This is a genomic window from Streptomyces gardneri (assembly GCF_006539185.1).
Taxonomy (GTDB): Bacteria; Actinomycetota; Actinomycetes; order Streptomycetales; family Streptomycetaceae; genus Streptomyces; species Streptomyces gardneri.
This window is the reverse complement of the sequence record NZ_BJMN01000019.1, coordinates 1-25597: the sequence shown is the minus strand read 5'-3', so window position 1 is coordinate 25597 and position 25597 is coordinate 1. Positions and strand designations below refer to the sequence as shown.

The following is a 25597-nucleotide window of genomic DNA, read 5'->3' as shown; positions in this document are numbered from 1 at the left end:
TATGACTGCCTGTACCGCACCGTCCTGCACGAGGGCCTGCACGACGACCTCCCCCGCTACCTCAATCAGGATCTGCCGCACGGTGCGCACCGTGCGACTGACGACGACACTGACTTCCCACCCGGCGACGGCCCCAGCAGTGGCATCTCCGTCTCCGTTACCGCCGGCGCCCTGCAAGCGATCCGCGAGCGGGTCGGCAAGCGGAGCGTGTCCGCATACCTGGAGAAGGCCGCAGCGGCAGATCGAGCGCGACAACCTGGACGAGCTGATCGCCGACTTCGACAAGGCCCACGGCCCCGCCGACCCGGAGGCGGTCGCCGCCAAGCGGGCCAAGCTCGCCGGCGGCACCTCCTCCGACGCCGGGGCGGCCGCGTGAGCGGCGCCCTCATCCGGGATAGCGAGGGACTGGCCAAACGACGCCGTCGATCCGGACACCGCCCCCGTCGAAGTCGCCGCCGGAGCCAAACCGCCGACGCGCTTGAGGCCCTTCCGCCCGGCTCACTGGAACCGGCTCTGCGAGAGTGCCGCAGTCAGATTTTCCAGTCGCTGACGGTGGCCGAGCTGTACGCGGACAAGGGCCTGGGGGCTGTCCGTCGGACGTATGGCCCGTGATCCGCGCGTCCTGCACGCCTGGTCGACGGCGGTGGTGGCTTGCTCTGCGGCGTTCGCTTTCGCGTCCGGTACGGCCGGGCCTACGGCTTCGGGCGGTCGGCCGAGGCCTGGTGGGTGTCCGCGCCGGAGCTGACGTGCCGCTGGGTCTCCTGCGGGCCGTGCCAGTCCAGGCATATCACGGTGGCGTCGTCCTCGAGTCGGTCGCCGGATGCGCCTCGTACCGCTGAAGTCATTGCCAGAGCGGTCTCGCGGGGGTGCAGGTTCCGGGTGCGTTCCAGAAGGCCGGGGAGATCGACGTTCTCTCCGTGGCGCTCGAGCATGCCGTCGGTGAACATGAGCAGCCGGTCGCCGGGGCGCAGGTCGACGTCCTGAGCGCGGTACGGGTGGGGCACGGGCACAGACAGTCCGAAGGGATGGTCCACCTCGCAGGGGATCGCCTTCGCGACCCCTTGGCGCAGTCGCAGTGGCCAGGGGTGACCGGCGTTGACGAGCTGGGACCGCCCCGTGTGGAGGTTGATGCGCAACAGCTGCCCCGTGGCGTGGCCCTGGCCGTGGTCGGCCAGGGCCTGGTCCGCCAGATGGGCCTGCTCCACCAGGCCGGCACCTGCGCGACGGGCGCCCCGCAAGGCGCCGACCAGCACGGTGGCGGCCAGGGCCGCGTCGATGTCGTGCCCCATGGGGTCGGTCACCGACACGTGCAGGGTGTCGCGGTCCAGGGTGTAGTCGAAGGTGTCGCCGCTGAGGTCTTCGGAGGGCTCGAGGCTCCCGCACAGGGTGAACTGGGCCGCCTCGCACGACAGGGACGGGGGAAGCAGCTGGTACTGGATCTCCGCGGCCAGGGTGGGCGGCCTGGAACGCTTGCCCCAGGTGTAGAGATCGGTGAAGCGGCCGTTGGCGATCACGACGTAGGTCAGTACGTGCGCGGCCTCCCCGATCGCGGTGAGGGTGTCCTCGCCGGGTCCGGCCGGCAGAAGGAGTTCCAGGAGCCCGATCGCGTCCCCCCGGTTGGTGACCGGTGCGATCACGCGGTGTCCGCGGTGGGTCGCCTCCTGGTACAGCCGCTGGGTACGGATCACATGTTCGTACACGCTGCCGAGCAAGGGAATCCGTTCCGCTCCCCGGCCGCTCTCCCCCACGGAGGTGGTGGACAGCCGGGCCACCGCCTTCCCCGTCAGGTCCACGATGAGGAAGGAGACCTCGACAGCCTCGAACCGCCTATGCAGATCCCGCGCGACGACGTCGACGGCATCCACCGGCGCGGCCGTCTCCGCTGCGGTCAGAAGCCGGGGAAGCTCACTCCGCCCATCACCCACGGCCACGGTCCCTTCAACGAGCCCCTCCTGCGCCGACCCGGCAATCTGCTGGGGTGAGCGCCACCAGCCAGGCTCTTCACATACACATCATCCCCCAGGAGAGAGTCGGCCACAGGTCTGCCGCATCGCGGAGATCGCCGCCCGCACGGACATCCACTTGATGGCAGCATGCCGCTGTCGTAGATCACTTCGAGTTGAGGGTGGGCCAGTGGAACGGCAGGTCAACGAGCGGGAGCTCTCAGTACTGCATGGGGTGGGAGCCAGGTCCCCCCATCGGCGTGTGGAAAACCAGCTCCTACGTCGCGCTGGCCCATCGTTCTGAGGGCCAGGGCGGCGAGTGGCGCGCGCTCGAAGCGCAGACGACGATGACCCGCCGCTCGGGAGCGAGGGCTGGCTTGTAGCGAGGGCTTGTGGGGTCCGCGAAGAACTCCAACAGTCCCCCCCGGGGGGCGGCACGGAGCCATCCATATGGCCGTGCCGCCATTCCTCGGGCACACGCACGTCTAGAAACACCGCGCTGCTGTCTGCTACCACCGATTCGCCCAATGAGAGGGCGTGCAAGCCGTCTTGCTGTTGGCTCCGCCGCAGGCTGCAGGGGTCGGCGCAGGCGCCGTGCGCTCGGCGGTGGAGAGTACCCGCTCGCCGTCCGTGATGCGCTCCCTGTGAGTGCGGGCCGGTCCCGTCGGGGGCGTCATGCGCAGGAGGAGTAGAGCGGCGTCGTCGAGCCGGTTTCGGGTGTGGGTGCTGACCGCCTCGCGCAGATCCGCCAGGGCCCGCGACAGGTCGGGCCGGTCGAGGAGGGGGCGTGGTCGGTGAGCGGGAAGAAGTCTCCGTCGGTATTGCGAGCCTCCACCGTGCCGAACGGCCCCGTCACTGCCCCGACGACCAGGCTGAATGCGCCTCGGCGAATCCGCCATGTCCCCGACTGCCCACTCGCGGTGGCCCCGGTGGCCGCTGTCCCACCGTTCCTTCGCGAGCGGGCGGAACGGGACGGGAGCGCCACTGCCGGGCCACAGCGGACGGCGGCGACCGAGTCGGCGGCGCACACGGACCGCGTCCGACCGCCGCCCCGCGTTAGGCCGGGCGGCCCATGTCCAACAGTCTCGGCCTCGTTCACGCTGGAGATACGGACCCCGGACGAAGAAGGTGGTTCCCGTCCCCACCAGAGGTCACCGCACCGACGGGCCCTGACAGCGGGCGGCTGTTCCGGCCTGACTCGTCCATCCCCCCGGGACGAAATCCTCACCGTCCCCCTCAGAGGACAGGACTGGACATGAACGATGAGACGACGAACACGCCGACGCGTACCAAGACGTGGACCCTGCGCGTGGACCTCTTCGAGGAAGGCGACGTCACGAAGGTGCACGCCGTCCTCGACACCGGTGACAACCGGCTGGAGAGCCGCACCGAAGCCCACCGCAACCCGCACGACCCTCCCGCGCCGGAAATCGGCGACGAATACGCGGCAGGACGCGCCCTGGTCGACCTCGGCCACCAGCTGCTGCGCTTCGGCACGGCCGATGCCGCCGCCAACGAACCGCCGCTACAAGGATGACCGCCATGGCTGCGCCCCTCGGCGGCCGGCTGTCCGCTCATCGCGGCGGCGTCCGGCCCTCAGGGAGGGGACGGTGCTCATAGAGCACGCAGGCGGCGGGGACTGCCGATCACCGCCGGGCCCGGCTCGGAGACATCGGCCGACGAGTGGCCCGGCGCAGGCAACCGCCCGGTCCTACTCGCAGGGACCCGGCAGACCGGGCAGCCATGGCGCCAAGGTACGTGGAGTCGTCGTCCCGTGCCGTCGACGCCGTGACTCTCGCCCGGCTGGCCGCAGCACGCGGCGCGTCCGCTGCGGAACCGCTGGGCGGCGAGCCGCAGGTGCTGTGGTTGTTCCTGGTCCAGGCGGCTGCGTCAGTCGGCGAACTCCCTGATCGCAGAAGGGGCAGGTGGATCGATCCCGCATACGGCGAAATGCTGACCGCTGTGGCGACATCAACGAGGAGGACTACCAGCGCCGCATGAGCGGCATCGCCCGTGGGCGGCGCAGGCCAGCCGCCGGACGGTCAGCCTCAAGGAGGACCGTCTTCACCGCAGGCTTCTTCCACCCGAAGACAATGCGGGACTGTCAGGTCATGGGCGCCTCCAACGCCTTCCTGGTGGCACTGTTCACCGAGATATACGGCATCCCACTCACCGTGTCTCTGCTGGGCAGCTGGCTCGGGCTCCCCGTTCCCGCTGCTCAAGGACGCCGACGGCCACCTGTGGAACGACCTGACCGGCTGGAGCAGCGACCCATACCTGAGCCCCTTCCACCTGGCCGGCTATGTCGCACTCGGCGTCGGCTTCTGGCTGATCGCCGCCTCCTGGAAGGTCCTCCACGAGGCTGCAGGCCGTCCCCCGGGCCGGGGGTGGGCCACCACCCACGACAACCCGCACGGAACACGATCAAGCTGCCGGGGCGGTGAAGCACCCGGACAATGGAAGAGGCGCGTTCCGGTGGTTGACCCGCGGCATCGAGGAAGGCGGTCGCCATGACCAGCATCACCCAACGCATCGCCACCCTGTTCCGGATCAAGGCGAACAAGGCGCTGGACAAGGCCGAGGACCCACGCGAGGTTCTGGACTACTCCTACGAGCAGCAGCGCGAGATGCTGCAGAGAGTGCGACGTGGCGTGGCCGATGTGGCGACCAGCCGCAAGCGGGTCGAGCTGCAGGTGAACCAGTTGCGGCAGTCCACGGGCAAGCTCCAGGGCCAGGCGGAACAGGCACTTGCCATGGGGCGTGAGGATCTGGCCCGTGAGGCGCTGACCCGGCGTACGGCAGTGGACTCGCAGATCACCGATCTGGAGGGACAGCAGGCGTCGCTGCAGGACCAGGAGGAGAAGCTGACGCTGGCGGCGCAGCGTCTGGAGGCGAAGGTGGAGGCGTTCCGTACCCGTAAGGAGACGATCAAGGCCACCTACACCGCCGCCGAGGCGCAGACCAGCATCACCGAGGCGGTCACCGGCATCGGCGAGGAGATGGGCGATGTGGGCCTGGCAATGCAACGCGCGCAGGACAAGACCGAGCAGCTTCAGGCGCGAGCCGGTGCGCTGGACGAGCTGATCGCCTCCGGCGCGCTGGACGACGCCACGCTGCCGGCCGGCCGTGACGACATCCAGGCCGAACTCGAGCGCGTCACCGCGGGAAGCGACGTGGAGACCGAGCTGGCCCGGATGAAGGCGGCGCTCCCGGCGTCCACAGGCCCCGCGGCGGTGGAGGGCCCCGAGGGGAAGGAGAGGTCATGATCACGCGGATTCTCGGCGAGGGCCAGTACGAGATCGCCGAAGAACACCTCGATCACCTCAATGAACTGGACTCCGCCCTGCAGGCGGCCGCTACCGCGGGCGACGAGGCGGCGTTCGCCTCCGCCCTGTCGGCCCTGCTGGACGCGGTGCGCAGCCTCGGCACACGGGTGCCGGACGAGCGGATCACTCCGTCGGAACTCGTACTTCCCGATGAGGGCACCAGTCTCGCGCAGGTGAGCGAGTTGCTCTCCGACGAGGGCCTGATCCCGGGGTGAGTGTGTGATGCGCAGCCGCTTCGAGCCCGACCGGCAGCTGACCGCCCGCATGGTGGTCACGATGTTCCTGCTCGGGCTGGTGTACGTGGCGTTCATCGCCGCGCTGATCGTGCTGCTCAAGTCCGTCGTCCTGGTGGTCATCATCGCCGCGGCGCTGCTGGGCGCGCAGTTCTGGTACTCCGACCGGATCGCCCTGTACGCCATGCACGGCCGCCTCGTCACACCCGAGGAGCAGCCCCGGTTGCACGGGGTCATCGACCGGCTGTGCGCCACCGCGGACATGCCCAAGCCCCGGGTCGCCGTCTCCGACATGGACCTGCCCAACGCGTTCGCCACCGGCCGCAACGCCGACAACGCCGTCGTCTGCGTGACCACCGGCCTCATGCGCCGTCTGGAGACCGAGGAACTCGAAGGCGTCCTCGCCCACGAGCTCTCCCACGTCGCACACCGCGATGTCGCCGTGATCACCATCGCCTCGTTCCTGGGCGTGATCGCCGGACTCGTCGTCCGCTTCGCCTTCTACTCCCAGCTGTTCGGAGGACGCGACCAGCGCGACCAGAACACCGCCGTCGTCTTCATGGCCGTGATGACGGTCTCCGCCCTCGTCTACGCCATCAGCTTCCTGCTCATCCGGGCCCTGTCCCGGTATCGCGAACTGGCTGCCGACCGCGCCGCGGCGATGCTGACCGGAAAGCCGTCCGTCCTGGCGTCGGCGCTGACCAAGGTCAGCGGCGACATCGCCCGTATCCCCACCCGGGACCTGCGCACCGCGCAGGCGTTCAACGCGTTCTTCTTCACCCCCGCCCTCGGGCCCGGCACGACCGTGGCGCACCTGTTCTCCACCCACCCCACCCTGGAACGCCGTATCGAGGCGCTCGCGGAGATCTCCGCGCAGCTGGGCGAGGCAGGCGGCGAACCGCACGCCGGGGCGTGAGGAGAAGGAGCTGGTACCCATGGGATTCCTGGACGTCCTGTTCGGCCGGAGCAAGCCAGTGAAGCCTGACCTGGACCAGCTCTTCGGTCTCCCCTCAGCGGCGATCACCCTTCAGGCAGCCGTCGGCTTCACCCCGACCGGAGCGGGCTCGGTCTGCTTCGCCGCCATCGAGGGCGGGGCGTTCGCACAGGTCCAGCAGGAGGTACGTGCCCTCCTCGGTGCGGACTTCGAACGCGGTGACGCGCCGGTGGAGTTCAGCCGCGACACCTACGGATATTCGTGGCTTCTCTCCCGCCGCGACCCCGGCGACCTGACCAGCCTGGTCAACGACCTGCACGCGGTGAACACCGCCCTTCAGGACAGCGGCTTCGGTCCACAGCTGCTCTGCTCCCTGGTCACCTTCCACGACGCCGAGCTGCGTTCCCTCGCGCTCGTCTATCTCTACAAGCGCGGCACCTTCTACCCGTTCGCTCCGCTGCCCGGAGACAGGCGCGACAATCCGCTGGAACTCCAGGTCAAGGCTGTGATCAAGGACGATCTACAGATCGAGAAGGACCTGACCCGCTGGTTCCCGCTCTGGGGCGCCCCCGGCCTATGAGGGGCGAGCCTGTCCGATCGAGGAAGGTGCCCACGTGACAGAGGCCGATGCCCGTCCTGAGGGCTGGTCGGGCTCTCGACGGCGGCATCGCGGGACGTGTCCAGATAGACGGACGCGAAAGGACCCGGCTGGCTGTACAGGAGTCGAGGAAGGGAAGTCGCATGGTCGCTCCCGAGAGGGGCTCTCGGCGCCACCAGCCACCATGCCCGTGATGCCGCCGCACCGAGGCACGTTCGGGTTGGCGTCGCGGTTCGTTCCAACTCCAGGATGCCCACGAGACAGATATCTATCCCGGTCCGGGATGCGTGATCGAGACCCGTCCGGTACGCGATCCCTCATCCGGGTAGCCCCATCGCGAGCGGCGGTGGCCGGCTTCACCGACTGCGGCTATCAGGGTTGTCGGCTGTCGCGGACACCACACGATGGCCATGGCTCCGGCCTGGTTCAGGTACGTCAACGGTGGGTCCACAGTGGTTCCACGACGGCCCATTCGCTGTCCCATTCGTCCAGGGTGGCGGCCTCGGTACGCCGCAGGCGCAGGCCGACCACGCCGGCGGCGGTCAAGGCGAGCGTCCCGGCGACGAGGGTGCCGCCGGCGACGGCGCCGAACTGTCCTTCGGCCGTGCTGCGCGGGGCGCGGGTGACCGCCCCGGCGTCGTCGACCCAGATCGTCTTCGTGGTGCCTTCTGCGGTATGGGGCTGGACGGGAACCTTGCCGGTGCGCAGTGTGCCGTCGGGGGCGCGCCAGGAGGCGTCGACGAGTACGGGGGGTGTGGCGAAGCGGGCGGCCGTCGACGAGCCGTTGGCGCGGGCGAGGGTGGTCGCGGTGGTCTCGTGGCGGTGGCCTGCCTCGTCGCGGGCGGTTCGTGCCGCGTCGCTCCACATGCGGGCACCCGCAATCACGCCGCAGATCAAGGCGATGAGCGTGGCGAGGGCGAGGCCGACGTGCCAGCGGGTGCGGGTCCGGTCGCAGGGGCGGCGCAGGGAGTTGGCGTCCGGACCGGCAGGGTCGCCGTTGCGGCCGTCGCGCCAGGGCCGCTGCGGCTGCCCGGGGGGCGGTGTCGCTCCGTCGCGCATGACGGGCCTCCAGGTGGGACGGCTCCCACCGGGCCCGCACGGGCTCAGCGGGGTGCGGTGGTTTCGGCCCCGAGGGGTGGATCCGGGACCTGGCCGGGCTTCATGTGGCGGATTCCGCTTCGTCGGCTCCCCCTGCACGGGTCACGGGAACGGTGCGGGCGCGGCTCTCCTGGGGCTGCCGGACGGCGACGCTGACGGTGAGGACGCCGTCGGCGTACTCTGCCTTCACGTCCTCGGGGTCGATCACCTCCGGCAGGCGCACCGCGCGCTCGAAGGAGCCGTAGCGGAACTCGGAGTGGTCCTTCGTCTCGCTGCTCTCCTCGTGCTCGGCGCTGACCGTGAGCACGTCGCCGTCCACAGTGATCGTGATGTCCTCGTCCGGGTCCACGCCGGGCAGCTCCGCCTTCAGCACGTACCGTCCCTCGCCGCTCGTCACCTCGATAGGGATGACGTGCCGTTCGAAAGCCGTGCGCCACATCGGGAAGCGGGGTAGGTCGCCGAACCAGTCCCTGACGTCGGGGAACTCGGGGAAGAAGCTGCGACGACGTTCCATGCCAGTTGACATGATCGTTCGCTCCTTGCGTCGTGGATCCACCTGTCATCCCCACCCTGGCGCCCGTCGGCGCGCTCTCCGAGTGCCGGACGGGCCCGAGAAGGGGCCGAACGGGGCACGGCTTCCAGGGACCTACCGGCCCCTCCGGCGCACAGCTGCAACGTCACAGCGCTCCCGAGTCGGGTCACATCGCGGCCCACATGCGCGGCAGGACGATCTGGGGTACTCCTCGAAGGAGAGGAAGGGGCGTACTTCGGCCCTCGGTCGCCGACGCTTGCGCGTCCCTTCCTGCCGCGTCGTTCGAGAGTGAGGCAGTTGTCATGGAGCCAGTCGTCACGGTCGGCCTGGACGGCTCGCCCGAGAGCATGGCGGCCGCTCATTGGGCCGCCGACGAGGCGGAGCGGCGCAAGGTCACTCTGCGCCTGATGCATGCCTGGCCCATGCTCGCGCCCGAGCCGGTCCGCGCCGCATCGGAGATTGACCAGAACTACTGGGCGAAGCGGCTCGTGCACCAGGCGCAGGCGGAACTCCAGGCCCGCCACCCGGGCCTCCTGATCGTCGGCAACCTGGTCGCCGACGACGCGCAGGACGCCCTGCTGAAGGCGGCGGCCGAGTCCGAGCTGACCGTGCTGGGTTCGCGCGGCCTGACTTCATCCGAGAGCTACTTCCTCGGCTCCGTCAGCATGGCCGTCGTGGCCCGGGCCGAACGGCCCGTGGTCCTGATCCGTGCCGAGGCCCGCGAGCAGGGCTCGTCCCCCGCCTCTCGTAGCGTCGTGGTCGCGCTGAAGCTGCACGGCCCGTGCGACGACCTGCTCGCCTTCGCCTTCGAGGCCGCCGCGGCGCGCGGCGTGCCTCTCCAGGTCGTCCACGGCCGAAGTCTGCCGCTCCACGCGCATACCCCTTGGGGAGTGGATCACGACGTCGCCAAAGAGATCACAGAGGACGCGAAGAAGGAGCTGGGTCAGGTCCTTCGCCCCTGGCGCGAGAAGTTCCCCGGCGTGGAGCCGGTCGATGCCGTCCGCCTCGAAAGCCCCGCCGAGGCCGTCGTGCGCGCCGCCGAGGGAGCCAGTCTGCTGGTCGTCGGCCGGCGCAAGCACCGTCCCCCACTCGCACCACGCCTCGGCCCCCTGGCCCACGCCGCCCTGCACCACGCGCGCTGCCCCGTCGCCGTCGTCCCCCATGACTGAGCCGACGCCGTTGGACGAGCTGATCGCGACGGTGCGCCAGGAGCACACTGCCACGCTCCGACCGGGCACCGCCTCTGGCACCGACGCGCCGCTCCCGCGGGCAGCCGTGCGCGAGACCCATACCGCGGTCGTGTTCTTCGTCGGTGACCGCGCCTACAAACTCAAGAAGCCGGTCGACCTGAAGTTCCTGGACTACACCACCGTGGAGGCCCGGCGGGAGGCGTGCGAGCGGGAAGTCGCTCTCAACCGCCGCTTCGCGCCGGATGTCTACCTGGGCGTGGGCGAGATCCGGCTCTCCGAAGCGGAGGCGCCCGAGCCCCTCGTGGCGATGCGCCGCATGCCGGCCGAGCGCCGCCTCTCCCGGCTCGTGCGGGAGGCCGTGGTTGTCGACGATGCCCTGCGAGCCGTCGCACGGCTCCTCGCCACCCGTCACGCGAGCGCGTCCCGCACACCGGAGGTGGACGCGCAGGGCACGCGGGACGCCCTGTCATCGCGCTGGGAGGCGAGCTTCGCGCAGGTGCGCGAGATGAGCGGAGAGGGCCCCGTGCCCGAGGGTGTGGAGGACGTGGAGCGGCTGGTCCGCCGCTATCTCGCCGGACGTGAGCGGTTGTTCGAGATGCGCATCGAGCAGGGCCGGATCGTCGACGGCCACGGCGACCTGCTCGCCGAGGACATCTTCTGCCTCGACGACGGCCCTCGCATCCTGGACTGCCTGGAGTTCGACGACCACCTCCGCTATGTCGACGGCCTCGACGACGCCGCCTTCCTCGCCATGGACCTCGAACAGCTCGACGCCCCGGAAGCGGCGGCGTTCTTCCTCGCCCGCTACAGCGAGTACTCCGGCGATCCCGCGCCACCCTCGCTGCGGCACCACTACGTCGCCTACCGCGCCTTCGTCCGCGCCAAGGTCTCCCTGATCCAGGCCCGCCAAGGCGCTCCGGGTGCCGACCTCGCCGCACGGCGACTGATCACCACGACCCTGCGGCACCTGCGCACCTCCGCCGTCGGCCTGACCCTCGTGGGTGGACTCCCCGGCAGCGGGAAGTCCACCCTCTCCGGCGCACTGGCCGACCGCCTGGGCGTCACCCTCCTCAGCAGCGACCGCATCCGCAAAGAACTCGCCGGCCTCCCGGCGGACCAGCCCGCTTCCGCCCCCTACGGCGAGGGCCTGTACACACCCGAGTGGACCGCCACGACCTACACGGCCCTGCTGGAACGCGCAGCCACCCTGCTGTCCCGCGGCGAGTCCGTCGTCCTGGACGCCACCTGGTCGAGCGCCGAACAGCGCGAAGCCGCCCGGCGCGTGGCTGAACGCACCCATGCCGACCTCGTGGCCCTGCATTGCCAGGTCCCGGACGAGATGACGGCGGCTCGCCTGGAACACCGCGCCGCCGGACCGTCCGACGCCAACCTCGACGTGGCCGCCGCCATCGCGGCGCGAGAGCCTCCGTGGACAGAAGCCGTCGTGATCGACACCAGCGGCCCCTTGGAGGCCGCGGTCTCCCAAGCGCTGACAGCCGTACGCCCGCACGATAGCGGCCCCCTCGTCTTCCGCCGCCCCTACATGGAGCCGGGCTAGCAGCGGAAGACACCGATGCGACCGCCCCAGCACGAGTCACCCCATCGACCGGGAGAGCCCGCTCCCGTTCACCGCAAGAAGGAGACGTCATGACCGAGAACATCACCCCGAACGAGCACGGGAGGCTGCGCACCCTGGAGGCCCAGGTGCAGGTCCTGGCTCAGGCTGTCAGAGCGCTCGCCGAAGGGCTGGAGGAGATCCCCTCGGAGGACACCGACAGGGAGAAGCAGGCGGCTCGCGGCGCCCGGCTGGCACACGAGCTGCTCCTGTCCCAGGGACTGTAGGAACCAGGCCGATGAAGGTCTCCGAAGCGATGAGCCATCCGGCGGTGTCCGTGCCCACAAGGACACCGCTGAGACAAGTCGCCCGAGAGATGGCCGAGTACGGGGTCGGTTCCGTGATCGTCACCGAGGGCGACACCCTCCGAGGCATCGTCACCGACCGCGACCTCGCGCTGGCCGCTCTCGCAAGAAGTCTCGACGCGGACGAGATGATCGATTCGGTGATGACCTCGCCCGTGATCACGGTTGACGTCACCGATGACATCCACGTGGCCTACCGAACCTTCCGCAGGTCCGGGTTCCGTCGCCTCCCCGTCCTGGACGGTCACCGGGTCGTGGGCGTCCTGACCGTGGACGACATGCTCATCGACGTCTTCCAACGGTTGGCCGACCTCCTGGGCCCGGTCGCCTGGAGCGTCCTGGAGGAACCACCCGGGCCGCCCTCCGCGGACCCCCGCTCACGCGGGGCCTGACAGCGGGACGCCTGGTTGCTCATCCCTTGACGACCCCGAGCGGTACCAGCCGGGCGACCAGCCGGGCGAGCCCCGCGCCCTCCGTGGCGACGGCCACGGCGTCGACGTCCTTGTAGGCGTCGGGCGCCTCCTCGGCAAGCGCACGCCAGGACTTCGGCCGTACAGCGATGCCGTGCGATTCCAGCTCCTCGTGCAGTTGCTCGCCGCGGACGCGGCGCAGCGCCTGGTGGCGGCTCCAGACGCGGCCGGCGCCGTGGGCGGCGGACCAGAAGGCGGCGTTGCCGACGACGCCGGCCATCACGTACGAGGCCGTGCCCATGGTGCCGGGCACAAGCACGGGCTGCCCGACCTCCGCCAGGTCGTCCGGCAGGTCCGGGTGTCCGGGCGGCAGAGCCCGGGTGGCACCCTTGCGGTGGACGCACAACCGGCGCCGTACCCCGTCCACATCGTGCGTCTCGATCTTCGCCATGTTGTGGGAGACGTCGTAGACGAGGTCGAGGCCCGCCCCTGCGACGACGGTGAAGGCGTGGCGCGCGGCCTCGGTGAGCAATTGGCGGTTGGCGCGTCCGTAGTTGGCGGCGGCGGCCATCGCCCCCAGATAGGCGCTGCCCGGCGTGGAGACGGCGGGCGCGCAGGCCAACTGCCGGTCCGGCAGCTCGATGCCGAAGGAGCGCAGGGACTGGTCCATGGCATGGACGTGGTCGCTGCACACCTGGTGCCCCAGGCCGCGTGAACCGCAGTGGATCATGACGCACACCTGGCCGGTGTGCAGCCCGAAGGCGGTCGCGGTGGGCTCGTCGTACACCCGGTCCACGGCCTGCACCTCCAGGAAGTGGTTGGCCGACCCCAGACTGCCCACCTGCCGGAGTCCCCGGTCCACGGCGCGCTGGCCGACCTGTGACGGATCGGCCCCCGGCAAGGTCCCGCGGTCCTCGCAGCGCTCCAGGTCGCGGGGCACACCCCGGCCGTGCTCGACCGCGTAGGCGGCCCCGGAGACCATGAGTTCCCCCAGCTGGGAGCGCCCCGACAGCTTCCACAGCCCGCCCGGTCCCAGGCCGCGAGGGACGGTGTCACCCAGGATGTCCATCAGGCGCCGCATCCGTGGGGCCAGCGGGCCGCGGTCGATGCCGGCGGCGAGCAGCCGTACGCCGCACGAGATGTCGAAGCCGACGCCGCCGGGCGAGATCACCCCGCCGGCATCCATGTCCGTGGCGGCCACCCCGCCGATCGGGAAGCCGTACCCCCAGTGCACGTCGGGCATGGCGTACGACGCGCGGACAATGCCCGGCAGCGTCGCCACGTTCACGACCTGTTCCAGAGCCTTGTCCCCCGCCGCCTGCGGCAGTAGCTCCCGCGTCGCGAAGACGACCCCGGGCACGCGCATCGGGACCTGCCGCTCGATGCGGAACCGGAACGGGGTCTCCTCGACCAGGGTGATGTCCATGCCCGCCACCTTCTCTTCGCGCCACGCGGGCGGCCCCGGACGCCGCCCCGGCGGCAGGCCCGTTCTTCGACACGGCGGTTCACGTGGCACGGATCCCCATCACTCCCAGTACAACGTCCGGACCGCGCTTTCGCGCGGCGGGTGCCGGGGATCCCGCCCACGCTGGGCGAGGACCGCGGCGAGATCGAAGCGGCTCTGCGCGGGGGAGCTGCCCGAGGTGGTGACGGAGGACGACATCAAGGGCGACCTGCACACCCACACCGACCTCACCGACGGCCTCGCCACGCTGGAGGAGATGGTGAGGGCCGCCGCCGCACGGGGCTACGCCTACTACTCGGTCACCGACCACGCTCCGGACCTGTCGATGCAGCACGTGACCGACGAGAAGGTCCTGGACCAGCACGACCGCGTACGGGCACTGGACCGCAGGCACCATCGGATGCGCCTCCTGCACGGCACCGCGCTCAACGTAGCCCCGGACGGGAGCGTGGACGGGCCCGACGCGTTCCTCGCTGGCTTCGACCTCTGCGTCACCTCGGTGCACTCCCACTTCAGCCTCGACCGGCAGGCGATGGTCCGTCGGCTCGTCCGCGCCTGCGAGGACCCCCACGTCGGCATCATCGGCCATCCCACCACCCGCCTCATCGGCAAGCGGCCGGGCATCGACGCCGACCTCGACGAGGTGTTCGCCGCCTGCGCCCGTACCGGCACCGCCCTGGAGATCAACGCCCAGCCCGACCGTGTCGACCTGGGCGACGAGGACACCCTCCGGGCGAGAAGTCACGGGGTGAAGTTCGCCATCGGCACCGACGCCCACTCCATCCCCCAGCTCGCCCAACTCCGCTACGGCGTCGGCACGGCTCAACGCGGATGGCTCACCCCCGACGACGTCATCAACACCTGGCCGCTGCGGCGGCTGCGGCGATTCCTGCGCAAAGACCGAACGGACCGAGCGAGCTGAGTGCGCACTCACACGTCGAGCGTCACCGAGCAGGTCCAGCCGTCCTGCCCACGGTTCAGCGCCAGTCCGTGCAGCGTGACGGCCTTCGGGGCGGCACCCGTCACCGGAAGCGACCCGGCGTCGGCCATCTGGAAGACGCCCTTCACGCCGCCGTCGACGGGGGCGAGTTCCACGTCGACCGGGACCTCGCCCTCCGTGTCCAGCCGGTAGACGACCTCGTCCAAGAGCGCGACCAGCACGTCCTCGTCCCGCTCCGCCCGTATTTCCACGTCCCGCCGGCGGACTCCCGCCGCCCCCGTCAAGTCCAGGAACGACGCGCAGACGCCTCGTACGGCCTGCGCCAGGCACTCCTCCCGGGTGGGGGCCCATGCCTCCACCCGGGAATCCGCCGTATGCGGCACATCGCGAAACCCACTGCGGCCAGCCGCGGGGTCCGGTCCCTTCACGCCCCCGTCTCCCTCGCGCGTCGCGTCCGGCAGTCAGGGAAAGGCCGTGCCACGGTAGCCCCGCCGGGGCGGCAGCTCGGGCAACACCGTGCCGGCCTGGGGACGCCGGTCCGCCGGCTCCTCCCGCACCGGGTGACCGGCCAGGGCCGCGACGATGTCGACCGCCGTCAGCACCCCGGCAAGATGCCCGTCCTCGGCCAGCACCGGAAGGGCATCGGCGCCGGTGTACGTCATCATGTCGACCGCGTGGCGTACGGTCTGCTCCACGTGCACGAGCACCGGCCCGTGGCCCCGAAGGAGTTCATCCACCCGCGCCTCCGACAGCGAAACGGCGGGAGCACCACACGCGACCGCCACATCAGCCCTCTCCAGCAAGCCGGCACAGCGACCGTCCGGACGCACCACCGGAAGGTGACGGCACCCCGACCGTTCCAACAGCTCCCACGCCACGAGCACCGTCTCACCGACGTCGACCGTGACCACGGCGGGGCGCATCACCGCGCCCACCGTCCGCGCCAGGACCTCCTCCTGCTCTTCCACGATCGCCTCCTCGGTCACAAGAGCCGGACTGCGGCTGCCCGCCTCCGCAGGGCTCGCCCGGAGGCGGGCAAGTCACCCCGAGTGGGGTTCAAGCGGTTCGGACTTCCGCACAGTTGACGCCATGCCAGCAGGCGCGACCCCGCAGCACCGATCAGCCGGTCGGCTCGAGAAGAATTGCTTGGATGTCGTGCGGGAGTTGCTCCAGTGCAGCCTCCAGGTGTCCGGGCGAGACGTGCTCGCGTACGACGCCGGTGACGACAGGAGCGATCCGGGGCACTTCCTCGGCAGTGACCTTGACCTCCTGGACGAAGCGGTTGACGTAGCCTTCGCGGTCGTACTTGACCGGTACGGTGCTGGGATCCCAGCCGTCGTAGTACGCGCCCCGCAACAGGTCGGGGAGCTGGGCGGCGAAGTGGGCGGCCACGTCGACGGTGGGTCGATCGCGGAGCGTGTGCAGCACGGGTCAAACTCGCGTGTGCAGCACGGGTCGAACTCGGCGGCCTTCCTCTGCCTGCCCTACGGGCTCCATGCTAGGGCGGGCGGAACGGGTCGGCAGCCGCAGCACCACACGGCGGCACAGGCGCCTGGGTGCATCGGGGCCGGTGGGCGAGGTGGGCTGCTGGGGGCGCCGCCCGAGCATGGTCTTGTGCCTGTCCCTATGGACGGACGACCACCTGATGGTCCGTGCTCGGTGGCCCGTACCGCACACGGCGGGGTCACCCCACGGTGCAGGGAGGGAGAACCGTGGGCCGCTATGCGCGTGTCGTGGTCAAGCTCAACGGCGAGGCGTTGGCCGGGGCGGCCGGTGCCGGGCCTGATCCGGCCTGCCTAGCGCACTTGGCGGACGAGGTCGCCTCAGTGCACGACCGCGGGGTGCAGACCGCGGTGGTCGTCGGAGGGGGAAACCTCTTGCGGGGGCGGCTCGCCGGGAGCTGGGGTATCGGGAGGGCCGAGGCGGACGACATCGGCATGCTTGGCACGGTGATGAACGCCCTGATGCTGCGAGGTGCGCTGACCGCGCGCGGCGAACCGGACGTGCGGGTGATGACGGCCGTCCCGATGCAGAGCTTCGCCGGGCCGTTCATCCGGCTGCGTGCGGACCGGCACCCGGGGCGCGGCCGGATCGTGCTGCTGGCCGGAGGCACCGGACAGCCGTATGTCACGGCCGACTACGCAACGGTGCCAAGCGCGGCGCCGAAGGCGTCTACGACAGCGATCCGAAGACGCATCCGGACGCGAAACGGTCGGCGAGGGCTCGACCGGTGCCGCCGACGATCTGGCCGGCGCCACCCAGATCGCCGTCCGCATGGTCCGCGAGTCCATGGTCCTGGAGGTACTCCAGCAACAGCGGCCGGACGGCCACCACCCCGGGGCGACAGGGAAACCGACACCGTCCCCCGCGCCCCCGTGCGGCGACGCCCGCAAACGCGCAGGGGGCGACCATGATGCGGCGATCGAGGGCGATCCACGATGAGCGGCTGTTGTCCAGGGCCGTGGGGATCCGGGTGGTGAACTTCCCGCCGTCCTTAAGGGTTCCGCTGATCGCGCCCGTGTCGTTGATGTCGACCGTCTTGACCTGGCCAGCGCCCACTCTGCCGAGGAAGTCGCTGTACGACAGCTCCGCACCTTGCGGGGACGAGGGGACACGCAGCAGGACCACGAGCAGGACCGCCAGTGTGACGATGGGCAGCAGCCAACGCGTCCAGGAGGGCTTCGGCGAGGGCTCCGACGGCCTGGGCGGCTCACGCAGCGGGCCGAACGACCCTTCCCGGGGGCTGACAGGTCCGCCTATTTGGATCGGCGCGACGACGCGCAGCATGAGCAGTCCTGAGAATCATCGTTTCGCGGAGGTGAACCGCGACCCGCACATCGCTGGTCCGCCGGCGGGGAAGGCGTGCGGCGGCGGTCCGGCACATCGAAAGCGGCAGCGCCGGACCACGCCGTACGCCACCGATGTACAGCGCCCCTGTCGAGTCCGCGTACAGGCAGGGGGCGAACAGAAGATCCGGAGCGAACGGGTTTGACACCGCCGGGGTGGTTCGCCTCCGGAGGAGTGCGGTCAGGGCATCATGCTGTTGGTCGCGGCCCGGCCCGAACCGCCCGTATAGCAGCACGACGACCGGGGCCAGACACGTGCCGACGAGGTTGTCATCATCGGAACAGTGAGGTGGAGAGCATGCCGTACGACCGCACCGTCAAGCCGGCGGGGACCTTCGAGGCGACCGTGGAGGCCGTTCGCCGTGCACTGACGGAGCAGGGCTTCGGCATCCTGACCGAGATCGACGTCCAGGCCACGCTCAAGGCGAAGCTCGACCACGACATGGAGCCCTATCTGATCCTCGGGGCATGCAATCCCCCGCTCGCCCGGCAGGCGCTGGACGCCGACCGCTCGGTCGGGCTGCTCCTGCCCTGCAACGTCGTGGTCCGCACCGACGGCGACCAGGTGATCGTCCAGGCGATCGACCCCTCCACCATGGTCGCTCTCACCGGCGTCGACGCCATGGCCCCGGTCGCGGAGGAGGCTTCTCGCCGCCTCGACGCCGCACTCGCCTCCCTCGCGGAAGGCGGTGCGTGAGCGGGCGAACACCGTGCCGGCCGACCTGCCCTCCGCGAGGGCCATCGGCCGTGGGAGGCCGTCAGTCTGCGGGGCCGCGTGCGGGCAGGGCCGTGAGCTGCCTTGCGATGTCGTCCGCCCATGCCTCGACCGCCGCCCAGTCCCGGTGGTCTCCGTAACGACAGCCGAGCAGAGAAAAGAGCACAGCCCCCTTGCGGTCCAGGTGTTCGCGCCGGATCACGCCCGAGAAGCGTCGATGCTCCCGGGGATTGACGACGTCGACGAGCGCGGCGACACGCGGCTGCACGGCGCGGTCGGCCAGCAGGCGCAAGAGCCTGGGCAGGGCGGCGGACATCCCGACGCTGAACATCCACACCGGCTGCTCACGCAACCCCTCGGCGCCGACCCGGACGGCGGCTTCCGCCGTCGGCAGCCAGGCTCCGTCATGAACCGCGCTCCCCATGACGAACGCGTCAGCCCGCGGGAGCCCCTGCCCGCCGAGGGCCGAGGCCAGCTCCCGCACGTCGACATGGTGGCCGTGAGTTCTCAGCCGAGCGCCGATCCGTGAGGCGATCTCCTGCGTGGAGTGATGCTCGGAGGCGTACAGGACGCGTACACATACCATGGTTCTGCCTCCGTGTCTGGGGTCCGCCGCGAAGGCGGCGGCACTAAGCGGAAGAAGTAGGACTCGGGAAGTCCTCTCCGGAGGGCCGCGCAGGCGACCGCCGCATCAGACCGGACTGCCTGCGGCTCTTCCGTGATCGCCTCCTAGGTCGCATGAGTCCGGACACGCAGAGGCGGACGTCCCACGTGCAGGATCGGCGTTTCCTGATCCATCGGCAGGACAGTGCACGCGTTCGCCGGACCTCTGCACGCCGACGTAGACGTAGGGGCATTACGTACCCCGGCCTCCGCCGCCACCGCGCGGGACGCTCGTCATCAGCCACGTGACCGTGCGGCTGACGTCCGACGCGGAGACGATGCCGACCAGCCTCTTCCGGTCGAGCACCAGGGCCCGATGCTCGGCGCCCGGCTGCATGCGCGGCAGCAGGTCCGCCAGGGGATCGTCCGCGCCGACGACCGTGACCTCCGTCAGCGGCAGCATGACCCGCTCCACCGTCACGGCGTGCTGCCGGTCCTCCGGCACCCTCCTGGCCAAGTCCAGAGTCATGAGGCCGACGGGCGCGGAGCCGTCGCCGGTCACCGGAAAGGCCGAATGGCGAAACCGGTACTGCGGGTCGGCCAGGAAGGCCGCCACCGTGAGGCCGACGGGAACCGTGACCGGATCCGGTGTCATGGCCTGCCGTACCGGAATGCCGGCGAGAACGGCACGCAGCTGTGCCTGCTGCCCCTCCATGGTGGCCGCGGCAACCAGGAACCAGCCGATCATCGCCAGCCACAGTCCGCCGAAGACGTCTCCCCGCACGAACAGGAACAGTCCCACCACCGTCAGGAACCAGCCGAAAGCGCGACCGGCCGCCGTCGCGCCCGCGGTCGCGCGCAGCCGGTCTCCCGTACGCCACCACAGGAAGGCACGCAGCAGGCGCCCGCCGTCCAACGGAGCGGCCGGAACGACGTTGAACACCGCCAGCAGGATGTTGATCGCCGCGAGCCAGGCCAGCGCCTCGACGGCCAGCCCCGGCGCGGCCGTCGTGTCGAGCAGCCACGCGGCAAGCGTGAAGAGCCCGCCCAGAACGAGGCTGACCAGGGGACCGACGCCCGCGATCCGCAGCTCCGCCGCCGGGTTCGGCGCCTCCGCCTTGAGCCGTGCCACACCGCCGAGCAGCCACAGGACGATGTCGTCCACCTCGACCCCGTTACGCCGGGCGACGATCGCGTGCGCCAGCTCGTGCGCGAGCAGAGAAGCGAAGAAGACCACGGCGGTCAGGATCCCTGCCGCCCAGTACGCCGGCCAGCCGTGGCCCGGGTGCGCCTCGGGCAGACGGCCCTCCGCGAGCCCGAGGGCGATCACGGCGAAAATGAGCAGAACGCTCCAGTGGACTCCGATCCGGACCCCTGCGATCCGTCCCAGAACGAACGTCGGCCGCATGGTGCTCTCCCAACGTCAGATGCGTGACGGGTCCACAGTCGCCGCGTCCCCCTCTACGGAGGCCGACGTCTGCGGACAAACTCCTCGTGCTCGGCCTGCTCCGGGATCTGTCCGGCCCCACCGTCGGGGGCACCGCGTGCCGTGGGCGACCGCGTGCTCGCGCCTACGCAAAACGCTTGGCTTCGGCCACCTCGTCCGGTGCCGCCACGCCGGCCGGCTTGCCCAGGTCGAATGCCGATACGGGCTTGGGGGCGGGCCGCGCCGTGGCGGCGGCGGTCGCTTCGCGGGCGAGGAAGGCGCCGAGGTCCCCGATGGTGCTCATCAGCGGTGCGGGGAAGACCACGGTGGTGTTCTTGCCCACACCGATCTCGATCAGGCTCTGCAGGTTGCGAAGTTGCAGGGCGAGCGGGTGAGCCATCATCGTGTCGGAGGCGTCACCCAGGGCGGCAGCGGCGAGGGACTCCCCCTCAGCGCTGATGATCTTGGCGCGCTTCTCCCGCTCGGCCTCGGCCTGTCGGGCCATCGCGCGCTTCATGGACTCCGGCAGCTGGATGTCCTTGAGCTCGACCAGCGTGACCTCGACACCCCACTCCGTAGTGGTCACGTCAAGCATCTGACGGATGTCCAGGTTGATGCGGTCCGTCGACGAACGGGATGATGAACCGCAGCCCGGGCTCGCGCGTGCCGATCAGCCGGCCGAACCGGAAGAGGACGCCCCGCTCGTACTGCCGGACGATACGTACCGCCATCGCGAGCGTGATCATTACCAGGACGACCAGCACCACCACGACGGTGATCAGAATGGTCATGTCTCGCTCCCAAGCAGGATGCGCTGCGGCGAGCGGCCGTCAGAACGAAGCATCGCCTGAGCCGGGCGTCTGTGGCGCAGAACCGTTTCCCGGTCCCACTGCGAGGCTGCCCCACTGGAACCGCCGTACGGTAGGGCCGACAGGGCCTGTATCGCCGCCGCCCGGCCCCGTGGCCGCTCGTCCGCCGCCGGTGGCTCAGCGGCGGCGTGCGGTAAGGTCCGCGTGCGTCGGGTGGCTCCACGCTCCGCCATGACGCACAGTGGCACATGACGCTGTGGTCCTCCACATGCTCGATCACGGAAGCTTGCGTCCGGAGCCCTGCTTCCTTGCTGTGGAGCCTGCGGCGGAAAGCCGTCGGGGCCAGCCGATGCAGGCATGCGTCAGGCGTCTAGGACGTGTCTGATAATTGATCTTGTGGTGGGTCGTGGTGAGCTGACGGATGCGGCGTGGGAGCGGATAGCGCCGTTGTTGCCGGGTGTTGACGGGCGAGGTCGTCCGTGGCGGGATCATCGGCAGGTGATCAACGGGTGTTGTGGCGGTTGCGGACCGGTGCTTCGTGGCGTGACCTGCCGGAACGCTATGGGCCGTGGCAGACGGTCTATGAGCGGTTCGCCCGCTGGGAGGCGGACGGCACCTGGGCCCGCCTGCTGGAGCAGGTCCAGGTCCGGGACGACTGCGTCGGAGCCGTGGAGTGGATGGTTTCGGTCGACTCCACGATCAACCGAGCCCACCAGCACGCCGCCGGAGCCCGCAAAAAGGGGCGGCGGCAGGGGACGAACTGGAAGATCCGGCATGCGCGACGGCTGGCGAGGCGCTCGGCCGGTCCCGCGGTGGGCTGACCACCAAGGTCCATCTCGCCTGCGACGGCCGTGGCCTGCCCCTGGCCGTCGTCGTCACGCCCGGTAACGTCAACGACTCCACCGTCTTCGACGAGGTCATGGACGAGGTGAGGGTGCCCCGGGCCGGCGCCGGACGGCCCCGCCGCAGGCCCGACGCGATCATCACGGACAAGACATCCCACGCGGATAAGAGTCAAGCCGCCGCTGCTCTGAGCTCTGCTGAGGACTGCTGGAAGGCGGCTGTTTCGTCGTAGGTGTGGCCGTTCTGGAGGCAGCGTCGCCCACCTCGCCTACCGGCTCTTCGCCCGGTCGACGAGCACCGCATACGAGTGCCCGGCCGGGGTGCAGCGGTGCGGCTCAGTGGGAGACCACGGCAGTTCTTGGCTACGGCATGGCGGTACGGGGCTGGCGTGAGGTGCTCAGGAGCTCGGCGAGGCCGCGGCGGGTGGCGGCGATGACGACGCGGTCCTCGGGATGCAGGACGTAGCCGGGGTGCAGCTCCCACAGGAGCTGAGGTTCGTCACCTGCCTGATGTGAGGAGGCGAGGTCGGGGCGGCGAGTCGTGGGGGCGGCGGTGTCGAGGGCGAGGACGCGCCATGCGCCGGGTCGGAAGGCGTCGGCGACGGTGTGGCCCTCCAGCTGGGGGTGGCCGGCCACGAGGAGGGCGGCGAAGAGCAGGACCTTGCGTTCGACGGGGATTGCGCCGAGGATCTGGCGGCCCATCATGGCTCCGGCGAAGGCGGGTGCGGCGAGGTGGGTGACGCTTCGGCTGCGCGTGAGGGCGTCGGGGTGCGCCGCGCGCAGGGTGCGGTAGACGGCGGTGGCGAAGTCGTCGTCGTACAGGCGCAGGGCCACGCGCAGATCTGCCTTGACCGTACGGGCGTAGAGCGCGGCCTCCAGGTTGGTGGTGTCGGAGCTGGTGAGGGCGAGCAGCGCGTGCGCCCGGTGCACCTTGGCGGCCTCCAGGACGCCGTCCTCGGTGACGTCGCCGAGGACGACGGGGATGCCCAGGCCGCGGGCGAGCGGGATGCCGCGGGCGTCGGGATCCTCCTCGACGCACACGACCGGGATGTCGAGTTCCCGCAGCCGGGCGAGGACCCGGGTTCCGATCTTGCCCAGGCCGAGGAGGACGACGTGGCCGGACAGGCCGCGGGGCGGCCGACGTAGAGCTCCGGCGGCGCGGAAGGTGCCCAGCGCCTCCAGTGCCCCGGCGACCAGGAGAGGAAGGAGAGCGAGGCCGACGAGGCCGGTCAGGAGCTGGAGAACCTGGTGGGTGACCGGCGCGCCGATCGCGGGGTCGTTGATGGAGAACAGGTCGAGCAGCGTGATGTACGCGGCCTGCACGGGATCGGCGTCGGTGAGCAGCATCGTGGTGAGCGTCAGCACGAGGACGGAGACGACGATTCCGGTGAGCGCCCAGCGCAGGCGGCTGGAGAAGAGCTCGCGCAGCGGCGCACCCCGGCGGGCCATCCGCCGGGCGGACAGGGCGGGACCGGCGTACCGGACGGTCTCCAGGACGACGCTGCCCCGTCCGGCGGCGCTCGCCACGGCCCGGTCGTCGGGCAGGAGGAGGGGGCCCTGGGGGCCGCTGGCCTCCGAGCCCTCGGTGCCCGCCGGGTCGGTGGTGGTGGACGACAGCAGGGCCAGGGTGCACAGGCCGGGGTCCGGTACCTCGCCGCGTCCGGGCGGGGTGCGTTCGGCGGCGCGCAGGAGGACGCCGTCGGCCTGGACGACCTTGCTCGTCCCGGCGACGGCGGTGGCGGCGAGCGCGGGGGCCGCGGTGTCGGCGTCGGACAGGACGGTGGTGGAGGCATCGAGAAGCGCGCGGTCGGTTCCGGGTGCGGTCAAGAGGGCCGCCTGGTCGAGGAGTTCCTCCAGCTGCTGCCCCAGCTTGCGGTTGTACATGCGGACCACGAGCCGCAGGCCCGGGCTGAGACGGCGGGCGGCGAGCGCGGCGCGGAGGTTGGTCTCGTCATCCTCGTAGAGCAGGGCGAGGGCCGCAGCCCGGTCGACGCCGGCCCTCAGCAGCGTCTCCTCGGTCGGCGCGGATGACACGACGTCATGCAGCGGCGGGGGCGCGCTGCCGAGCGTGTCCTCGGTGGCGGGTCCGCCGGACCGGCGCAGGAGCCGCGCCGCACGGGACCGCACGGCGGGCTGCTCGCCCGCCCGCTCCTCGACCTGGTCGCCGGGAGCGACGAGAACGACCCGTTGGCGGTAGACGTCTCGCAGCTCGTCGGCGAGTCGGTGCGCGAGCCCGTCGTCGCCGCAGACCACCATGTGGCCGCTGTCCCGTGGAACTCCGGCGTCCTGGTGCGGTAGCGCGATCATGATTCCCCCGGTGTCGAGATGGACCCGCCTGATCACGCGGGCGGGTCAAGTGTCGGTCGTTCCTGCCCCGGTGTGCCTCGCATGCCGACTGCCGACTGTGATGACGGGAGATCAGGGTTCGTACCAGCAGGACGAGGCATACGGCGGCGAGGGCGCCGGAGCCGATCCGCACCCAGGTCGGGGTGCCGCTGCTTGCCGCGGTCCAGCCCGACCACAGGAGGTACAAGCCCATCCCGGCGGGGCTCTCCAGGAAGTCGCGCCTGGCGTTCCGCGATGACATGCAAGCCCCTCGCTGTGCTCGCTCGTGGTCCTCGTGGTGCGGTGCCGAGTGGCGGCTCGTCGTCGGGTGCGGTGGAGCAGCGGCCGACGGCTCAGGAAGGCGCCGGCTCCTACGGCCGCCGGCGTCCAGAGTGCGAGGGAAGGTGCCGAGGTCATCGTCCCTGTCGTGCAGGACCACCATCAGTACGAAGGTGTAGGTGCCCAGAGCGGCCGGCGTGCAGGCGACTGCGGGTGCTGTAGGGCTTGCCGTGGCGGGGGCCGGCGGTCATGGACTGCCGACCCAGGAATCCAGCTTCCCGAAGAGGAGCGTCAGGCCGTCACCACCCGCCGCGAAGAGACCGAACGCCGCGAACGCGACCCGCTGGTCGTCCTTGCGTAACTCCTCGTACTGACTTCTGGTGATCGAGATCAGCCTGCGGTCAGGGTCGACGGTGTCGATCGCGGAGTAGTACCCGCGCACGGGCTCGAGTCACTGGAGGCCCGGGTCGTCCCACAACGCTCCGGTGGGCCAGGAAAGCCCCGGCGAGGCCCGCGCCCACGAGCGGTGCGTGGACGCGGTGGGGCAGGGCCCGACACCTGGTTCGCCTTGTTGCCGGCGAAGCCCCTGTTGCTCAGTTCGACCGCGATGCTGCGGAAGAGCGTCGCCAGGTGCAGGGGTACCAGCAGGGCGAGCCCGATGCCGAGCAGCAGCCACTCGTCGGCGAAGGGAGGCAGGAGCGGCACGGCGGCCAGGACTGCGGCGAGCAATCCCACTCCAGAGAGGGCCAGTTGCATGCCTGCGTGAAGCTTGAAACTGGATCTCACCGTGTCCCCCTCCCGTCACGTTCTACTCGGTGATCTCGACCGGTGTGCCGGTGGCGGCCGGAGCGGGCGCGGGCTCAGCCATCGGCTTCTTCTGGGTGATGCCCTGGAGGAGGGAGGCGAGGTCGACTCCGGTCGTGGAGGAGAGGAGTTCCATGCCCTGGGCGACGTTGTCGGTGACGGTACGGGTCAACTGGCTCGCTCCGTCGGTGGAGATGACGGTCATCTTGTCGATGGCCGACAGCGGCTCGGACGCCTTGGCGACGACCTGCGGCAGGACCTCGACGAGCATCTGGAGGACGGCCGCGTCGCCGTACCGGGCGAAGGCGTCGGCCTTCTTCTGCATGGCCTCGGCCTCCGCGGAGCCCTTGGCCGCGATC

General features: G+C 70.6%; 25 protein-coding genes and 4 pseudogenes. 14 read left to right on the top strand and 15 right to left on the bottom strand.

Translation table 11 applies throughout. The features are described from left to right. Positions 1-72: 72 nt before the first annotated feature. Positions 73-376: pseudogene (locus tag SGA01_RS15075) on the top strand (hypothetical protein). A 316-nt stretch (positions 377-692) separates the two neighbouring features. On the opposite strand, the gene SGA01_RS15070 reads toward SGA01_RS15075, so the two are convergent. Then, positions 693-1865, bottom strand: a complete 1173-nt coding sequence (locus tag SGA01_RS15070) for a PP2C family protein-serine/threonine phosphatase (protein WP_141297011.1) — start codon at positions 1863-1865, stop codon at positions 693-695. Between the two features lie 1333 nt (positions 1866-3198). Between SGA01_RS15070 and SGA01_RS15065 the strand changes: the two genes are divergently transcribed. The 5 genes from SGA01_RS15065 to pspAB all read left to right on the top strand — a co-directional run bounded on the left by SGA01_RS15065 (position 3199) and on the right by pspAB (position 7016). Further along, positions 3199-3480 (top strand): dsRBD fold-containing protein, encoded by a 282-nt coding sequence (locus SGA01_RS15065; protein ID WP_141297010.1) that lies wholly within the window; start codon positions 3199-3201, stop codon positions 3478-3480. Positions 3481-4453: 973 nt separating this feature from the next. Next, a complete protein-coding gene (locus tag SGA01_RS15055) occupies positions 4454-5209 on the top strand; it encodes a PspA/IM30 family protein (RefSeq protein ID WP_141297009.1) in 756 nt (251 codons plus the stop codon). Further along, the gene (gene pspAA, locus SGA01_RS15050; RefSeq protein ID WP_141297008.1) at positions 5206-5484 is read left to right on the top strand and encodes a PspA-associated protein PspAA; all 279 of its coding nucleotides are present in this window, start codon (positions 5206-5208) and stop codon (positions 5482-5484) included. The genes SGA01_RS15055 and pspAA overlap by 4 nt, the downstream gene beginning before the upstream one ends. Positions 5485-5491: 7 nt before the next feature. Then, positions 5492-6418 carry a zinc metalloprotease HtpX gene (gene htpX / locus SGA01_RS15045; protein ID WP_141297007.1) on the top strand — a complete coding sequence of 309 codons (927 nt, stop codon included), beginning with the start codon at positions 5492-5494 and terminating at the stop codon, positions 6416-6418. Between the two features lie 19 nt (positions 6419-6437). Beyond that, the gene (gene pspAB, locus SGA01_RS15040; protein WP_141297006.1) at positions 6438-7016 is read left to right on the top strand and encodes a PspA-associated protein PspAB; all 579 of its coding nucleotides are present in this window, start codon (positions 6438-6440) and stop codon (positions 7014-7016) included. 453 nt (positions 7017-7469) lie between these two features. Here the strand turns inward: pspAB and SGA01_RS15035 are convergent, their stop codons facing one another. Continuing rightward, positions 7470-8093 (bottom strand): Rv1733c family protein, encoded by a 624-nt coding sequence (locus SGA01_RS15035; protein WP_141297005.1) that lies wholly within the window; start codon positions 8091-8093, stop codon positions 7470-7472. Positions 8094-8193: 100 nt separating this feature from the next. After that, complete coding sequence (locus SGA01_RS15030; RefSeq protein WP_229918597.1) at positions 8194-8658, bottom strand: Hsp20/alpha crystallin family protein; 465 nt, start codon at positions 8656-8658, stop codon at positions 8194-8196. A 308-nt stretch (positions 8659-8966) separates the two neighbouring features. Here SGA01_RS15030 and SGA01_RS15025 point away from each other — a divergent pair, with 308 nt between their 5' ends. The 4 genes from SGA01_RS15025 (at position 8967) to SGA01_RS15010 (ending at position 12166) form a co-directional block, all read left to right on the top strand. Further along, the gene (locus SGA01_RS15025; RefSeq protein ID WP_141297004.1) at positions 8967-9833 is read left to right on the top strand and encodes a universal stress protein; all 867 of its coding nucleotides are present in this window, start codon (positions 8967-8969) and stop codon (positions 9831-9833) included. Between the two features lie 106 nt (positions 9834-9939). Then, entirely contained in the window at positions 9940-11412 is a 1473-nt protein-coding gene (locus SGA01_RS15020; protein WP_141297124.1) for a bifunctional aminoglycoside phosphotransferase/ATP-binding protein, read from the top strand. A gap of 89 nt (positions 11413-11501) precedes the next feature. Next, the gene (locus SGA01_RS15015; protein WP_141297003.1) at positions 11502-11696 is read left to right on the top strand and encodes a hypothetical protein; all 195 of its coding nucleotides are present in this window, start codon (positions 11502-11504) and stop codon (positions 11694-11696) included. A gap of 11 nt (positions 11697-11707) precedes the next feature. Continuing rightward, the gene (locus SGA01_RS15010; RefSeq protein WP_141297002.1) at positions 11708-12166 is read left to right on the top strand and encodes a CBS domain-containing protein; all 459 of its coding nucleotides are present in this window, start codon (positions 11708-11710) and stop codon (positions 12164-12166) included. 19 nt (positions 12167-12185) lie between these two features. Here SGA01_RS15010 and SGA01_RS15005 read toward each other — a convergent pair whose 3' ends face one another. Then, on the bottom strand, positions 12186-13610 hold the full coding sequence (locus SGA01_RS15005) for an RtcB family protein (protein WP_141297001.1): 1425 nt from the start codon (positions 13608-13610) through the stop codon (positions 12186-12188). A gap of 141 nt (positions 13611-13751) precedes the next feature. Between SGA01_RS15005 and SGA01_RS15000 the strand changes: the two are divergent. Beyond that, positions 13752-14571: pseudogene (locus tag SGA01_RS15000) on the top strand (PHP domain-containing protein); the annotation flags it as partial. A gap of 8 nt (positions 14572-14579) precedes the next feature. Here the strand turns inward: SGA01_RS15000 and SGA01_RS14995 are convergent. From SGA01_RS14995 to SGA01_RS14985, 3 genes are all read right to left on the bottom strand, one after another. Further along, positions 14580-14972, bottom strand: a complete 393-nt coding sequence (locus SGA01_RS14995; RefSeq protein WP_141297000.1) for an archease — start codon at positions 14970-14972, stop codon at positions 14580-14582. Positions 14973-15050: 78 nt separating this feature from the next. Continuing rightward, positions 15051-15557, bottom strand: a complete 507-nt coding sequence (locus SGA01_RS14990; protein WP_141296999.1) for a CBS domain-containing protein — start codon at positions 15555-15557, stop codon at positions 15051-15053. Between the two features lie 151 nt (positions 15558-15708). After that, on the bottom strand, positions 15709-16017 hold the full coding sequence (locus tag SGA01_RS14985) for a DUF2267 domain-containing protein (RefSeq protein WP_141296998.1): 309 nt from the start codon (positions 16015-16017) through the stop codon (positions 15709-15711). A gap of 224 nt (positions 16018-16241) precedes the next feature. On the opposite strand from SGA01_RS14985, the pseudogene SGA01_RS42900 reads away from it, so the two are divergent. Continuing rightward, positions 16242-16577, top strand: a pseudogene (locus SGA01_RS42900) (amino acid kinase family protein); the annotation flags it as partial. Between the two features lie 184 nt (positions 16578-16761). On the opposite strand, the gene SGA01_RS42065 reads toward SGA01_RS42900, so the two are convergent. Next, entirely contained in the window at positions 16762-17376 is a 615-nt protein-coding gene (locus tag SGA01_RS42065; RefSeq protein ID WP_229918593.1) for an ATP-dependent metallopeptidase FtsH/Yme1/Tma family protein, read from the bottom strand. 357 nt (positions 17377-17733) lie between these two features. Here SGA01_RS42065 and SGA01_RS14970 point away from each other — a divergent pair, with 357 nt between their 5' ends. Continuing rightward, on the top strand, positions 17734-18132 hold the full coding sequence (locus SGA01_RS14970) for a DUF302 domain-containing protein (RefSeq protein WP_141296996.1): 399 nt from the start codon (positions 17734-17736) through the stop codon (positions 18130-18132). A gap of 61 nt (positions 18133-18193) precedes the next feature. Here the strand turns inward: SGA01_RS14970 and SGA01_RS14965 are convergent, their stop codons facing one another. The 4 genes from SGA01_RS14965 to SGA01_RS42060 all read right to left on the bottom strand — a co-directional run bounded on the left by SGA01_RS14965 (position 18194) and on the right by SGA01_RS42060 (position 20970). Beyond that, a complete protein-coding gene (locus SGA01_RS14965) occupies positions 18194-18736 on the bottom strand; it encodes a flavodoxin domain-containing protein (protein WP_141296995.1) in 543 nt (180 codons plus the stop codon). Between the two features lie 270 nt (positions 18737-19006). After that, a complete protein-coding gene (locus tag SGA01_RS14960; RefSeq protein ID WP_141296994.1) occupies positions 19007-20161 on the bottom strand; it encodes a site-2 protease family protein in 1155 nt (384 codons plus the stop codon). 163 nt (positions 20162-20324) lie between these two features. After that, positions 20325-20774 carry an SPFH domain-containing protein gene (locus SGA01_RS14955; RefSeq protein WP_255325200.1) on the bottom strand — a complete coding sequence of 150 codons (450 nt, stop codon included), beginning with the start codon at positions 20772-20774 and terminating at the stop codon, positions 20325-20327. Next, entirely contained in the window at positions 20767-20970 is a 204-nt protein-coding gene (locus SGA01_RS42060) for an SPFH domain-containing protein (RefSeq protein ID WP_229918589.1), read from the bottom strand. Before SGA01_RS42060 ends, SGA01_RS14955 begins: the two co-directional genes overlap by 8 nt. Before the next feature lie 414 nt (positions 20971-21384). Here SGA01_RS42060 and SGA01_RS14950 point away from each other — a divergent pair. Further along, positions 21385-21982: pseudogene (locus SGA01_RS14950) on the top strand (IS5 family transposase); the annotation flags it as partial. A 211-nt stretch (positions 21983-22193) separates the two neighbouring features. On the opposite strand, the gene SGA01_RS14945 reads toward SGA01_RS14950, so the two are convergent. The 3 genes from SGA01_RS14945 to SGA01_RS14935 all read right to left on the bottom strand — a co-directional run. Continuing rightward, positions 22194-24086, bottom strand: coding sequence for an NAD-binding protein (locus SGA01_RS14945; RefSeq protein ID WP_141297123.1), 1893 nt, complete (start codon positions 24084-24086; stop codon positions 22194-22196). Positions 24087-24681: 595 nt separating this feature from the next. Continuing rightward, positions 24682-24876, bottom strand: coding sequence for a hypothetical protein (locus SGA01_RS14940; protein ID WP_141296993.1), 195 nt, complete (start codon positions 24874-24876; stop codon positions 24682-24684). A gap of 366 nt (positions 24877-25242) precedes the next feature. Next, positions 25243-25597, bottom strand: a 355-nt coding sequence (locus SGA01_RS14935) for a flotillin domain-containing protein (protein WP_304364577.1), incomplete at its 5' end; no start/stop codon positions are given.